At 68.8% G+C, this 13,715-nt stretch carries 10 protein-coding genes; 3 read left to right on the top strand and 7 right to left on the bottom strand.

The genetic code is table 11. The features are described 5' to 3' along the window. Positions 1-2,046, top strand: coding sequence for a MacB family efflux pump subunit (locus AC5LXX_RS19810; protein WP_493412785.1), 2,046 nt, complete (start codon positions 1-3; stop codon positions 2,044-2,046). Positions 2,047-2,052: 6 nt separating this feature from the next. Then, on the top strand, positions 2,053-3,432 hold the full coding sequence (locus AC5LXX_RS19805) for an efflux transporter outer membrane subunit (RefSeq protein ID WP_493412784.1): 1,380 nt from the start codon (positions 2,053-2,055) through the stop codon (positions 3,430-3,432). A 37-nt stretch (positions 3,433-3,469) separates the two neighbouring features. On the opposite strand, the gene AC5LXX_RS19800 is transcribed toward AC5LXX_RS19805, so the two are convergent. Then, a complete protein-coding gene (locus tag AC5LXX_RS19800; RefSeq protein ID WP_493412783.1) occupies positions 3,470-5,008 on the bottom strand; it encodes an MFS transporter in 1,539 nt (512 codons plus the stop codon). A 178-nt stretch (positions 5,009-5,186) separates the two neighbouring features. Between AC5LXX_RS19800 and AC5LXX_RS19795 the strand changes: the two genes are divergently transcribed. Then, positions 5,187-6,107 (top strand): LysR family transcriptional regulator, encoded by a 921-nt coding sequence (locus AC5LXX_RS19795; protein ID WP_493412782.1) that lies wholly within the window; start codon positions 5,187-5,189, stop codon positions 6,105-6,107. A 40-nt stretch (positions 6,108-6,147) separates the two neighbouring features. On the opposite strand, the gene AC5LXX_RS19790 is transcribed toward AC5LXX_RS19795, so the two are convergent. The 6 genes from AC5LXX_RS19790 to AC5LXX_RS19765 all read right to left on the bottom strand — a co-directional run bounded on the left by AC5LXX_RS19790 (position 6,148) and on the right by AC5LXX_RS19765 (position 13,641). Beyond that, on the bottom strand, positions 6,148-7,287 hold the full coding sequence (locus AC5LXX_RS19790) for an enoyl-CoA hydratase/isomerase family protein (protein ID WP_493412781.1): 1,140 nt from the start codon (positions 7,285-7,287) through the stop codon (positions 6,148-6,150). Continuing rightward, complete coding sequence (locus AC5LXX_RS19785) at positions 7,284-8,075, bottom strand: enoyl-CoA hydratase (RefSeq protein ID WP_493413382.1); 792 nt, start codon at positions 8,073-8,075, stop codon at positions 7,284-7,286. The genes AC5LXX_RS19790 and AC5LXX_RS19785 overlap by 4 nt, the downstream gene beginning before the upstream one ends. Continuing rightward, on the bottom strand, positions 8,075-8,974 hold the full coding sequence (gene mmsB / locus AC5LXX_RS19780) for a 3-hydroxyisobutyrate dehydrogenase (RefSeq protein ID WP_493412780.1): 900 nt from the start codon (positions 8,972-8,974) through the stop codon (positions 8,075-8,077). Before mmsB ends, AC5LXX_RS19785 begins: the two co-directional genes overlap by 1 nt. An 18-nt stretch (positions 8,975-8,992) precedes the next feature. Beyond that, positions 8,993-10,522 carry a CoA-acylating methylmalonate-semialdehyde dehydrogenase gene (locus AC5LXX_RS19775; RefSeq protein WP_493412779.1) on the bottom strand — a complete coding sequence of 510 codons (1,530 nt, stop codon included), beginning with the start codon at positions 10,520-10,522 and terminating at the stop codon, positions 8,993-8,995. Between the two features lie 113 nt (positions 10,523-10,635). After that, positions 10,636-12,342, bottom strand: coding sequence for an AMP-binding protein (locus AC5LXX_RS19770; protein ID WP_493412778.1), 1,707 nt, complete (start codon positions 12,340-12,342; stop codon positions 10,636-10,638). Positions 12,343-12,507: 165 nt separating this feature from the next. After that, on the bottom strand, positions 12,508-13,641 hold the full coding sequence (locus tag AC5LXX_RS19765) for an acyl-CoA dehydrogenase family protein (RefSeq protein WP_493412777.1): 1,134 nt from the start codon (positions 13,639-13,641) through the stop codon (positions 12,508-12,510). Positions 13,642-13,715 lie beyond the last annotated feature (74 nt).

Here is a 13,715-nt window from a genome sequence, read left to right as displayed (position 1 = left end):
ATGAGCCAGCCCCTGCTGAAACTCTCGGCCGTCACGCGACGCTTTCCCGCCGGCGACAAGGACGTCGTCGTCCTGAACAACGTGAGCCTGTCGATCGACGCGGGCGAGATCGTCGCGATCGTCGGCGCGTCGGGCTCGGGCAAGTCGACGCTGATGAACATCCTCGGCTGCCTCGATCATCCGAGCGAAGGGATCTATACGGTCGGCGGGCGCGACACGCACATGCTCGACAGCGACGAGCTCGCGCAGCTGCGGCGCGAGCACTTCGGCTTCGTGTTCCAGCGCTATCACCTGCTGCCGCACGTCGACGCGGTCGCGAACCTCGAAATGCCCGCGATCTACGCGGGCACCACGCGCGCGGCGCGGCACGCACGCGCACGCGAACTGCTCGCACGCCTCGGGCTTGCGGATCGTGCGCATCATCGGCCGGGGCAACTGTCCGGCGGCCAGCAGCAGCGCGTGAGCATTGCGCGCGCGCTGATGAACGGCGGCCAGGTGATCCTCGCCGACGAACCGACCGGCGCGCTCGACACGAAGAGCGGCCAGGACGTGATCCGCATCCTGCACGAGCTGAACGCGCTCGGCCATACGATCGTGATCGTCACGCACGACAAGGCCGTCGCGCGCCATGCGCGGCGCATCATCGAGATCAGCGACGGCGAGATCGTCGCCGACCGGCCGAATCGTCAGTACGCGGAAGCACTCGCGGAATCCGGCATCGAGACGACCGATGCCACCGCAACCGCCGTGGCAGCCGGCACGCCGACAGCAACCGATGGTCACGATGAACCACCGCCCGCCGGTGCCGATACCGATACCGGCCCGCGCGCCCCGCGCTTCGCGGCCGGCACCGGCCGTTTCGCCGAGGCGTGCCGGATGGCGTGGATCGCGCTCGTGTCGCACCGGCTGCGCACGCTGCTGACGATGCTCGGCATCGTCATCGGCATCACGTCGGTCGTGTCGATCGTCGCGGTCGGCGAAGGCGCGAAGCGCTACATGCTCGACGAGATCGGCAGCATCGGCACCAATACGATCAGCCTCTATCCGGGCAGCGACTGGGGCGACAGCCGCGCGGACACGATCCAGACGCTCGTGCCGGCCGATGTCGTCGCGCTCGCCGAGCAGCCGTACGTCGACAGCGCGACGCCCGAAACGTCGCGCACGCTGCTGCTGCGCTACCGCAACATCGACGTCCATGCGCTCGTGAGCGGCGTCGGCGACAGCTACTTCCAGACGCGCGGGATGCGTTTCGCGCTCGGCGTGGCGTTCGACGACGATGCAGTGCGCCGCCAGGCGCAGGTCGCCGTGATCGACCAGAACACGCGCCGCAAGCTGTTCGGCGCGACGCGCAACCCGGTCGGCGACGTGATCCTCGTCGACAACGTGCCGTGCGTCGTGATCGGTGTGACCGCCGACAAGAAAAGCGCGTTCGGCAGCGTGAAAAGCCTGAACGTGTGGATGCCGTACACGACTGCGAGCGGACGCCTGTTCGGCCAGCGCTATCTCGACAGCATCACCGTGCGCATACGCGACGGGCAGCCGAGCGCCGCGGCCGAGAAAAGCCTCGAGAAGCTGATGATCCAGCGCCACGGCCGCAAGGACTTCTTCACGTACAACATGGACAGCGTGGTCAAGACCGTCGAGAAGACCGGCCAGTCGCTGACGCTGCTGCTGTCGCTGATCGCCGTGATCTCGCTCGTCGTCGGCGGGATCGGCGTGATGAACATCATGCTGGTGTCGGTCACCGAGCGCACGCGCGAGATCGGCATCCGGATGGCGGTCGGCGCGCGCCAGTCGGACATCCTGCAGCAGTTCCTCGTCGAAGCCGTGCTCGTCTGCCTGCTCGGCGGCACGATCGGCATCGCGCTGTCGTTCGGGCTCGGCGCGCTGTTCTCGATGTTCGTCACGCAGTGGAAGATGGTGTTCTCGGCCGGCGCGATCGTGACCGCGTTCGTGTGCTCGACGCTCACCGGTGTGATTTTCGGGTTCATGCCCGCGCGCAACGCGTCGCGGCTCGATCCGATCGATGCGCTCGCGCGCGACTGACGAAACATGGCCATCACACATTCCTCCCCGCTTCACCGTCTCGGCGCATTCGCGTGCGCGGCCGCGCTGCTCGCCGGCTGCGCGGGCGCACGCCACGATCCGCTGCCGGCCGTCGCGATGCCCGCGAACTGGGCCGCGCCGGTCGCGGCCGACGCGCCGGCCACCACGCGCGACTGGTGGCGCAGCTTCGGCGATCCGCAACTCGACACGCTGATCGACGACGCGCTGCGCGCCAACAACGACCTCGCGATCGCCGCGATCCGCGTGTATCGCGCGCAGTTGCAGGCCGGGCTCGCCGACACGAACCTCACACCCAACGTGACGCTCGGCGCGAACGGCGCCGTGTCGCGCACGGTCGATACGCATCAGACGAGCCGGTCGAGCGGCATCAATGGTTCGCTGAGCTATGAAATCGACCTGTGGGGGCGGCTCGCCGCGCTGCGCGACGCCGCACGCTGGGAAGCCGACGCGACGGCCGCCGATCTCGAAGCCGCGCGGCTGTCGCTGATCGGCACGACCGCGTCGCTGTACTGGCAGCTCGGCTATCTGAACCGGCAGATCGCGCTCGGCGACGCTAACATCGCGTATGCAGTGCGCACGCTCGCCGTCGTCCGGTCGCGGCACACGGCCGGCGCCGTGTCCGGGCTCGATCTCGCGCAGGCCGAACAAAGCCTCGCCGCGCAACGCGCCGCGCAGACGCAGTTGCTCCAGCAGCGCACCGAGAACCGCCACGCGCTCGCGATCCTGTTCGACCGGCCGCCGCAGCAGCTCGCGGCCGAACCGTCGGCACTGCCCGACGCGGCCCCGCCGGAAGTGGCGGCCGGCCTGCCCGCGAGCCTGCTCGGCAGGCGCCCCGACTTGCGTGCAGCGGAATTCCGGCTGCGCGAATCGCTCGCGCAGGTCGATGCGACGCGCACGAGCTTCTACCCGACCTTCACGCTGACCGGCAGCGCCGGCACGTCGAGCGCGAGCCTCGAGCGCGTGCTGACGAATCCGGTCGGCACGCTCGGGCTCGGCCTCGCGCTGCCGTTCATCCAGTGGAACACGATGCAGTTGCAGATCAAGGTGTCGAAGTCGCAGTACGAGGAAGCGGTAGTCGGCTTCCGCCAGCGGCTCTACACGGCGCTCGCGGAAGTCGAGAATGCGCTGTCGGCGCGTGTGCAACTCGAGCGCGAAGCCGAACAGCGCGCGCTGTCGCTGGCCCAGGCGCAGCGTGCCGAGCGGCTGGCCGCCGCGCGCTTCGCGGCCGGCGCGACCGCCGCGCAGCCGTGGCTCGACCAGCAGCAGGTACTGAGGAACGCGCAAAGCGCCGACGAACTGACGCGCCTGAACCGGCTCAACAACCAGATGACGCTGTACCGCGCGCTCGGCGGCGGGACGTCCTGACGCGCCGGCACACGTCGCACGCCGCGCGTCGACCGCCTCACTCGCACACGGCCGCCCGGCGCCGCGCGGGCGCGAACGCCACCGCGCTCGCCGTGGCGAGCACGGCCACGCCGGCCGCGCCGTACACCATCACCCAGCCGAAGCCGTGCACGAGCGCCGCATGCAATGCAGCACCGGTCGGGTCGGCCTGCGCGAGCGCCGGCGCGATCGCGTTCAGCCCGTCGGTGCGGCCCGACGCGATCTCCTGCGCGAGCCGGCGCAGCGCGGCATCGCCGATCGCGCCGGCTGCCCCGCCCTTCAGGCTCGCGACGATCCCCGCGACCAGCACGAAGCCCATCGCCGCGATGTTCAGCGCGAGCGAGATCATCCGCGCACTCATGTCGATGCCCGACGCCATCCCGGCTCGCGAACTCGGCACCGCGCCCGTCGTCGTGTTGGTGACGGGCGTGTTCGTCAACCCGAGCCCGATGCCGGCGATCACGCAGCCGGGCAGCATCGTCAGCCAGCTCGCATGCTCGGCCGCGCTGCCGAGCCGCATCAGCGCGAAGCCGGCCGCGATCGTGAACAGGCCGCCCGGAATCACGACGCCCGGCCCGTAGCGCAACGCGAGCCGCTCGCCGAACGGCGGTGCGACCAGTGTCGGCAGCGTGTACGCGAGCAACGCGAGGCCGGCCGTCACGCTGTCGTAGCCGAGCGCGACCTGGAACCAGATCGGCAGATAGATCATGAACGGCCAGAAGCTGAAGTTCATCCCCATCGAGCCGAAGATCGCACCGGTGAACGCGCGGATCCGGAACACCTGGAAGTCGAACATCGGCCGCGCGCTGGCGCGCTCCGCGAAGACAAAACCGATCACCGCAAGCACGGTCGCGCCGAGTACGCCGAGGCCGGCCGCACTCGTCAGCCCGAGTTCCGCACTTTGCGTGATGTAGAACGCGAGGCCGAGCACCGCGAGCGACAGCGTGACGATGCCCGCGACGTCGAGCGTGCCCGCATGCGGATCGCGCGACTCCTGCACCGCGCCGCCGATCAGCACGAGCGCGACGGCCGCGAGCGGCGCATGGACGAGGAACACCCACGGCCAGCTCGCCAGCGCGACGATCGCGCCGCCGACGATCGGCCCGAAGCCGAGCCCGATGCCGAACACGATCCCCCAGATCCCGAACGCGCGGCCGCGCTCGCGGCCCTCGCGGAACTGGTGCGACAGCACGGCAATCTGGCAGATCAGCATCGCGCCGCCGCTCGCGCCCTGCAGCAGCCGGCCCGCGACGAGCACCGGCACGTTCGGCGCGAGCCCGCACAGCAGCGACGTCGCGCCGAACAGCGCGGTGCCGATCACGTACACGCGCTTGCGGCCGAACCGGTCGGCGAGCGTGCCGGCCGCCATCAGCACCGTCGTGCACGCGATCGTGTACGCGTTCATGATCCACTGCATGCCGTTGAAATCGCCATGCAGCACGTGTTCGAGCGTCGGCAGGATCACCGGCACGCTCGAGATTTCAAGGCCGAACATCAGCGACGTGAGACAGACGGCCGCGAGTGCGACCGCATTCCTGCGGGAGTCGGATAGCGTCATGCGTATTGCGCGGCGGCCCGTTGACGAGCCGCGCGCCTCCAGGTGAGTAGGATTCGCCGCGTGCGGCCGGCAACGCACGCTGGACGGGAATCGGTACTATAGTGAGAATTTCCCGCCCCATTGACGCGCATATTTCCACGAACTGGGGAATTTCAGGACTCAATCGACGCAACCAGTGATGACCGACAGACTCGACGGCGTGACGACCTTCGTCCAGGTAGTGGAATCGGGCAGCTTCGCGCTCGCGGCGGAGCGGCTCGACATGACGCGCTCGGCGGTCGGCAAGGCGATCGCGCGGCTCGAGAAGCGGCTCGGCGCGCGGCTGCTGCAGCGCACGACGCGCAGCCAGAGCCTGACCGACGACGGCCAGGCGTATTACGACCGCTGCGTGCGTGCGCTGGCGGAACTCGAGGCGGCGGAAGCCGATCTCGATTGCGGCCGCAACGAAGCGCGCGGCAAGCTGCGGCTGAGCGTGCCGCTCGCGTTCGGGCACCACTGCGTGACGCCGATCGTGCTCGATCTCGCGCGCACTTACCCGCACCTGCGGATCGACGTGTCGATCACCGACCGCTTCGTCGATCTCGTCGAGGAAGGCATCGACCTCGCGGTGCGGATCGGCACGCTGGCGGACAGCACGAGCCTCGCGGTACGCCGGCTCGGCACGCAATACGGCAGCCTCGGCGCGGCGCCGTCGTACCTGGCGCGCTACGGGGTGCCGAAAACGCTCGACGATCTGAAGCACCACCGGACGATCGCGTATTCACGCTCGGGCGTGGTTCAACCGTGGGACTTGCGCGCGCCGGACGGCACGACGGTGCGGATCGACATGCCGCACCAGCTGAGTTTCGACGACGTGCAGGCGATCGCGGCGGCCGGTGCGTCGGGGTTCGGGATCGCATGGGTGCCGAGCTGGCTGCTCGACCATTACGTGAAGCGCGGCGAGATGGTCGTCGTGCTCGATCGTTGCTTCGTCTGCGAAGGCGACATTCACGCGATCTGGCCGAAGACGCGCTACCTGCCGCGCAAGACGCGCTGCGTGATCGACGCGCTCGCACAGGCGGTTCCGCCGATGATCGAGCGCCCGGACGAAGCGCGATGAGATGAATTGAAACCGACGCGCCGCACGGCGCGTCGGGAGATCACGCCGCGCCGAGATCGGCGAGCGGATGCGCGAACAGCTTCCACGGCGACGTCAGGAAATGCCGCACGCGTTCGGCGCGCACTTCGACGAGCGACGCGGGCGCCCAGCGCGGCTTGCGATCCTTGTCGACGAGATGCGCGCGCACGCCTTCGCAGAAGTCGCCCTCCTCGATCCCGCGCGCCACGATGCCGAGTTCCATCCGAAACGATTCGGCGAGCGTCATCTGCCGGCCGCGCAGCAGCGCCTCGCGCGTCACCGAGAGCATCGTCGGCGAATGGCTCGCGAGCGCATCGAGCGTCGCCTGCAGCCATTGACGGTGCTCACGCGACAGTTCTTCACGCGCGAGATCCTGCGTGAGCGTCGCGACGATCCGCTCGACGGTCGAGCGCTTGTCGAAGTGACGGACGATCCACGGCATCTGGCTGTCGAGCGCCGCGTGCGGCACCACGTTGCACGGCGGCTCGAACACCTTGCGCAGCAGCGGCAGCGCATCGCCGTCCCACTTGACGCTTTCGATGCGCGTCTCGAACGTATCGAGCCATGCGGACGGCACGCACAGGTCCGCGAGCTTCGCGGTCAATGCATCGGCACCCGACAGCATCGCGCCGGTCAGCCCGACGTACAGCTCGAGTTCGACCGGCATGCGCGACAGGAAATGCGTCGCGCCGACGTCGGGCACGAGGCCGATGCGCGTCTCCGGCATCGCGATCCTGCTGCGCTCGGTCGCGACGCGCAGCGCCGCGCCCTGCGCGAGCCCCATGCCGCCGCCCATCGTCACGCCGTCCATCAGCGCGACCACCGGTTTCGGGAACGTGTGAATCGCGTAGTCGAGCCGGTATTCGTCGACGAAGAACGGCAGCCAGGTTTCGCGCTGCGCGACCATCCGGTGCAGCGCACGCACGTCGCCGCCCGCGCAGAAACCCTTCTCGCCCGCGCCGCGCAGCACGACCGCGACGATCTGGCTGTCGTCGCGGCAGCGCTCGAACAGCGCGGCCAGCTCGCCGATCATCGCGTACGACAGCGCGTTGAGCGCGGCCGGACGGTTCAGCGTGATCAGCGCCACGCGGTTCACGACGCGGAACAGTACCTCGGGCGCGTGCTCCGCGAACGCGTCGCGACTCGTGACCGGCGTGCTCATCGTTGCGGCTCTCCGTCGGTCTGCCACTGCGGCGCGCGCTTGCCGAGGAACGCGGCCACGCCTTCGCGCGGATCGTTCGTCTCGAACAGGTCGACGAAGCGTTCGCGCTCGACCGCGAGCGCCGCGCTGCGCGGCACGCCACGGCGCGCGAGGCCGATCAGTTCCTTGCTGTACGCGACCGCGTGCGGGCTCTGCCGCGCGACGTTGCGCGCCAGCGCCAGCGCGGCATCGCGTGCGCCGCCGCTTTCCACCACGTCCTCGACGAGGCCGATCCGCAGCGCCGTGGCCGCATCGACGCGCGCGCCGGTCAGGATGATCTTCTTCGCCCAGCCTTCGCCGACGAGCCAGGGCAGCGTCTGCGTGCCGAGCCCGCACGGCAGCAGGCCGACCGACGGCTCGGGCAGCGCCATCTGCGCATGCGTCTCGGCGATCCGCAGGTCGCATGCGAGCGCGCATTCGAGCCCGCCGCCCATCGCATAGCCGTTGATCGCGGCAATCGTCACGACGCGCGCATCGTGCAGCGCCTCGAATGCCGCACCGAAGCGCGACGCCATCTCACGCGCGATCGCGCGATCGCCGTCGGCGAACGTGTTGAGGTCGGCGCCCGCGCTGAAGAACTTCGGGCCGTCGCCGGTGATCACCAGTGCGCGCACGCGCGGGTTCGCATTCAGCTCCGCGACGGTTGCCTGCAATTGCTGCAGCCCTTGCGCGGTAAACGCGTTCGCGGGCGGACGCTTGAGCGTCGCGCACGCGATCGCGCCGTCGTCGACGTAGTCCAGTTCGATCATCATGCGTCCTTCTTCGTTGGCGGTTGATACAGGCGGATCACCGCCGAGAAATCGAGCTGGCCGTCGCCGCGGCTGCTCATTGTCTGGTACAGCTGCTGCGCGAGCGCGCCGAGATAGACGGGCTGGCGCGCCTGCTTCGCCGCGTCGTTCGCGAGGCCGAGATCCTTCAGCATCAGGTCGGTGCCGAAGCCGCCCGAGTAGCCGCGCGACGACGGCGCGGTCTCGATCACGCCCGGATACGGGTTGTAGGTGTCCGAACTCCAGCAGCGGCCCGTCGACGTGTTGACGATGCCGGCCAGCACCTTCGGGTCGATGCCGAGCGCGACGCCGAGCGACATCGCCTCGGACACGGCCGCCATCGAAATGCCCAGCACGAGGTTGTTGCAGACCTTCGCGACCTGCCCCATGCCCGTCGCGCCGCAATGGACGATGTTCTTGCCCATGCCGGCGAGCACCGGCTTCACGCGCTCGAAATCCGCGTCGCTGCCGCCGACCATGAAGGTCAGCGTGCCGGCCGCCGCGCCGCCGGTGCCACCCGACACCGGCGCATCGACGAACGCGCCGCCGTGCTCGCGCACCAGCGCGCCGAACGCCTGCGCGCTCGCCGGATCGATCGTGCTCGAATCGATCACCGTCGCGCCGGCGCCGAGGCCGGCCAGCACGCCGTTCTCGCCGGACAGCACCGAGCGCACGTGCGGCGCGGCCGGCAGCATCGTGATCACGAACGTCGCGCCCGACGCCGCGTCGCGCGGCGATGCGGCCACCTGCGCGCCGGCGTCCTGCAGCGCGCGCAATGCGTCGGCGCTCAGGTCGAACGCGTGCACTTCATGGCCGGCTTTCAGCAGGTTCAGCGCCATCGGCGCGCCCATGTGGCCGAGGCCGATAAATCCGATTTTCATGTTGATTTCCTCCGTCGCTCAATGCAGCCGGATCGTCGTGTTCACCGGGCCGGCCGTCGTGTCGTCGTCGAACCAGCGCGCGGTGACCGTCTTGGTCTGCGTGTAGAACTGCACGACCTGCTTGCCGTACGGGCCGAGATCGCCGAGCTTCGAGCCGCGCGAGCCGGTGAAGCTGAAGAACGGCACCGGCACCGGGATCGGGATGTTGATGCCGACCTGGCCGATGTCGATCTCGCTCTGGAACCTGCGGGCCGCCGCGCCGCTCTGCGTGAACAGACCGACGCCGTTGCCGAACGGGTTCGCGTTGACGAGCGCGATCGCTTCGTCGAGCGTGCCGACTTCCATCACGACCAGCACGGGGCCGAAGATTTCATGCGTGTAGACCGACATGTCGGTCGTCACGCCCGAGAAGATCGTCGGGCCGATGAAGTTGCCGTGTTCGTAGCCGTCCACCTTCACGCCGCGGCCGTCGAGTTCGAGCTTCGCGCCTTCCTTCACGCCCGCTTCGACCAGCGACAGGATGCGTTCCTTCGCGGCCTTCGACACGACCGGCCCGACGTCCGTGCCGGCTTCCGCGCCCGCATTGACCTTCAGCGCCTTCGCCTTCGCGACGAGGTCCGGCAGCCAGTCGCGCGCCTTGCCGACCAGTACCGCGACCGAGGTCGCCATGCAGCGCTGGCCGGCTGCACCGAAGCCCGCGCCGACGAGCGCGTTGATCGCCTGCTCGCGGTTCGCGTCGGGCAAGACGATCGCATGGTTCTTCGCGCCCATCATCGACTGCACGCGCTTGCCGTGCGCGCTGCCGAGGTTGTACACGTGCGTGCCGACCGCCGTCGAGCCGACGAACGAGATCGCCTTCACGAGCGGATGCGTGCAGATCGCATCGACGACTTCCTTGCCGCCGTGCACGACGTTCAGCACGCCTTTCGGTACGCCGGCCTCGATCGCGAGTGCGACGAGTTCCATCGTCGACATCGGATCCTGTTCCGACGGCTTCAGCACGAACGTGTTGCCGCACACGATCGCCATCGGGAACATCCACAGCGGAATCATCGCGGGGAAGTTGAACGGCGTGATGCCCGCGCATACGCCGAGCGGCTGGCGCAGCGTGTAGGTATCGACGCCGCCCGCGACGTTCTCCGCGAATTCGCCGAGCTGCAGCGTGCCGACCGAGCACGCATGCTCGACGACTTCGAGGCCGCGGAAGATGTCGCCTTCGGCGTCGGGGATCGTCTTGCCCTGCTCGGCCGTCAGCGTCTTCGCGATGCGCTGCAGGTTCGTGCGCACGAGATCCTGGAACTTCAGCATGATGCGCATGCGCGCGGAAATCGGCGTGTTCTTCCACGTCGCATACGCGGTATGCGCGGCCTGCACGGCCGCGTCGACTTCCGCGACGGTCGCGAACGGCACGCGCGCGAGCACCTGCTGCGTCGCCGGGTTGACGATGTCGCGCCACTCTTTCGTGGCGGACTCGACGAAGGCGCCGTCGATCAGCAGCTTGACCGTCGGCACGTCTTGCCCCGTACGGGGCGTCGGATTCGCGTTCATCAGCGTTCTCTCCTTGCAGTGGGCCGCGGCGTAGCGTCATGCCGCCGTGCGACCGGTTCAGTTCGGCTGCGGGCGGCCGCCGCGACATGCGGCGCGCGCGGCCCGCGGTCACGTCATTTCAGTTCGGCAGCAAAATCCTCTTCCCAGTACTCGCCCGGCATGCGCGCGCTCGCGTCGTCGCCGCGCTCGATCTCGCGGCGGCGCAGCTCGACGCGGCGGATCTTCCCCGAAATCGTCTTCGGCAGCTCCGCGAACTGCAGGCGGCGGATGCGCTTGTACGGCGCGAGCTTCTCGCGCGAGAAACGGAAGATCTCCAGCGCGAGTTCGGGGCTTTCCTCGTAGCCCTGCCGCAGCGTGACGAAGGTCTTCGGCACCGACAGCCGCACGGGGTCGGGGCTCGGCACGACGGCCGCCTCGGCGATCGCCGGATGTTCGATCAGCACGCTCTCGAGTTCGAACGGGCTCAGCCGGTAGTCGGACGACTTGAACACGTCGTCCGCGCGGCCGATGTACACGTAGTAGCCGTCGTCGCCGCGCATCGCGATGTCCGACGTGCGGTAGTGGCCGTCGCGCATCGCGTAGGCCGTCGCGTCGGGATTGTTCGCGTAGCCGGTCATCAGCCCGACCGGGCGCGTGTCGCCAGCGCCGATCGGCAGCGCGACTTCGCCTTCGGCCACCGGTGCGCCGTCCGGATCGAGCAGCGCGATCCGGTAGCCGGGCAGCGGCCGGCCCATCGAGCCCGCGACGACCGGCTGGCCCGGCGAGTTGCCGATCAGGCAGGTCGTCTCGGTCTGGCCGTAGCCGTCGCGAATCGAAATATTCCACGCCTTCTTCACGCGCTCGATGATCTCGGGATTCAGCGGCTCGCCCGCGCCGACGATCTCGCGCAGCTTCACGTCGAACGACGCGAGCGGCTGCTGCACGAGCATGCGCCACACGGTCGGCGGCGCGCACAGCGTCGTCACCCGGTATTTGACGAGCGCATCGAGCACGACCTTCGGCTCGAAGCGCGCGTAGTTGAAGGCGAACACGCAGGCCTGCGCATTCCACGGCGCGAAGAAACAGCTCCATGCATGCTTCGCCCAGCCCGGCGAGCTGATGTTCCAGTGGATGTCGCCCGGCTGCAGGCCGACCCAGTACATCGTCGACAGATGACCGACCGGGTAGGTGCGGTGCGTGTGCTCGACGAGCTTCGGCTTCGACGTCGTGCCCGACGTGAAGTACAGCAGCATCGGATCGTTGGCGTGCGTGACGGCGTCCGGCTCGAATGCGGCGCTCGCCGCGTAGCCGTCGTTCATCGCGAGCCAGCCCGCGCGCGGCGCGCCGGCGACGATCTTCTGCGCAAGGCCGAGGTCGGGTTGTTCGAATTTCGCGGTTTCGTTCTCATCGACGATCACGTATTTCGCGCCGCCGATCTGCACGCGGTCGCGCACGTCGTCGGGTGACAGCTGCGTGGTGGCAGGCAGCACGATCGCGCCGAGCTTCATCGCGGCGAGCATCGCGTCCCACAGCTCGACACGGTTCGGCAGCATCAGCAGGATGCGGTCGCCGCGCGCGACGCCGATCGAGCGCAGCCAGTTCGCGATCCGCGACGAACGCTCGGACATCTGCGCGAACGAATACGGATCGCCCGTGCCGGTCGCCGCGTCGACGATCCACAGCGCGGGCTGGTCGTTGCCGCGCGCCATCGGGTCGAAGTAGTCGAGCGCCCAGTTGAACGCATCGAGCACCGGCCATTCGAAATCGCGGTACGCGGTTTCGTAGTCGGTGCGATGGCGCAGCAGAAAGTCGCGTGCGTTCAGGAATGCCTGTACCGTCATGTGTCGTCTCCGTCCAGTCTCCATGCCCAGCGGTCAACCGGCGCAGGTGCTGCAGCACATGCCCGGTTCCGTGTTGCACGGCGCACGGTCACGCCGTTGCGTGCCGCGTTCACCGCGCTGCCCTCGTGCCCTGCCTGACGTTTCAAACGGTGCGACCGGCGCGCGTCAAAGCTGCCGCGCGATCACCATCCGCTGCACTTCGCTGGTGCCTTCGTAAATCTGTGTGATGCGCGCGTCGCGATAGTGACGCTCGACTTCGTAATCGACCAGGTAGCCGTAGCCGCCGTGGATCTGGATCGCATCCGAACACACGCGCTCGGCCATCTCGGACGCGAACAGCTTCGCCTGCGACGCTTCCGACAGGCACGGCAAGCCAGCCGTGCGCAGTTTCGCCGCGTGATGCACGAGCAGGCGCGCGGCATTGATCTGCACGGCCATGTCGGCGAGCTTCTGCTGGATCGCCTGATGCTCGGCGATCGGCTTGCCGAACTGCACGCGCTCGCCCGCATAGCGGCGCGCCTTGTCGAACGCGGCGCGCGCGATGCCGAGCGCCTGCGCGGCGATGCCGATACGGCCGCCTTCGAGGTTCGACAGCGCGATCTTCAGCCCTTCGCCACGGCTGCCGAGCAGGTTTTCCTCGGGAATCGCGCAGTTCTCGAACGTGATCGGGCACGTATCCGACGCGCGGATGCCCATCTTCTTCTCGGGCTTGCCGACGATGAAGCCCGGCGTGTCGGTCGGCACCAGGAACGCGGAAATGCCGCGCTTGCCGGCTTCCGGGTCGGTCATGGCAAAAACGATCGCGACACCGGCGCGCTGGCCGTTGGTCACGAACTGCTTCGCGCCGTTCAGCACCCATTTGCCGTCGCGCAGTTCAGCACGCGTGCGCAGGTTGTTGGCCTCGGAACCGGCCTGCGGCTCGGTCAGGCAGAACGCGCCGATCACGCGGCCCGCCGCCATGTCGGCCAGCCAGCGATCCTTCTGTGCGGGCGTGCCGAAGCCGAGGATCGGCCCGCAGCCGACCGAGTTGTGCACGCTCATCATCGTCGCGCACGCGGCGTCGCCGGCGGCGACCTCTTCCATCGCCAGCGCGTAGGCCACGTAGTCCGTATACGAACCGCCCAGCTCCTGCGGCACGATCATCCCGAGCAGGCCGAGTTCGCCCAGCTGCGCGACGATCGCGTCCGGCAGGTGCGCGTCGTGGTCCCACTGCGCCGCGTTCGGCGCCAGCATCTCGGTCGCAAAGGCGCGCGCGGCGTCGCGGATCATCCGCTGGTCTTCGGTGTAAAGCTCGTCCATGGTGCTGCTGTCTCCCGCGGCCGCCGGGCGCGACCGTCCTTGCGTTTCGATGCAACAAGTGTAGGCAAGCCCGT

It is taken from the genome of Burkholderia torrens, from assembly GCF_984668525.1.
The sequence above is the reverse complement of the archived record's forward strand: the minus strand, read 5'-3'. Positions and strand labels throughout refer to the sequence as shown.

What these genes read in the sequence shown, in the direction of transcription:
- AC5LXX_RS19810 (WP_493412785.1), top strand. Translation starts at nt 1, where the DNA reads ATGAGCCAGCCCCTGCTGAAACTCTCGGCCGTCACGCGACGCTTTCCC.
- AC5LXX_RS19805 (WP_493412784.1), top strand. Translation starts at nt 2,053, where the DNA reads ATGGCCATCACACATTCCTCCCCGCTTCACCGTCTCGGCGCATTCGCG.
- AC5LXX_RS19800 (WP_493412783.1), bottom strand. Translation starts at nt 5,008, where the DNA reads ATGACGCTATCCGACTCCCGCAGGAATGCGGTCGCACTCGCGGCCGTC.
- AC5LXX_RS19795 (WP_493412782.1), top strand. Translation starts at nt 5,187, where the DNA reads ATGACCGACAGACTCGACGGCGTGACGACCTTCGTCCAGGTAGTGGAA.
- AC5LXX_RS19790 (WP_493412781.1), bottom strand. Translation starts at nt 7,287, where the DNA reads ATGAGCACGCCGGTCACGAGTCGCGACGCGTTCGCGGAGCACGCGCCC.
- AC5LXX_RS19785 (WP_493413382.1), bottom strand. Translation starts at nt 8,075, where the DNA reads ATGATCGAACTGGACTACGTCGACGACGGCGCGATCGCGTGCGCGACG.
- mmsB (WP_493412780.1), bottom strand. Translation starts at nt 8,974, where the DNA reads ATGAAAATCGGATTTATCGGCCTCGGCCACATGGGCGCGCCGATGGCG.
- AC5LXX_RS19775 (WP_493412779.1), bottom strand. Translation starts at nt 10,522, where the DNA reads ATGAACGCGAATCCGACGCCCCGTACGGGGCAAGACGTGCCGACGGTC.
- AC5LXX_RS19770 (WP_493412778.1), bottom strand. Translation starts at nt 12,342, where the DNA reads ATGACGGTACAGGCATTCCTGAACGCACGCGACTTTCTGCTGCGCCAT.
- AC5LXX_RS19765 (WP_493412777.1), bottom strand. Translation starts at nt 13,641, where the DNA reads ATGGACGAGCTTTACACCGAAGACCAGCGGATGATCCGCGACGCCGCG.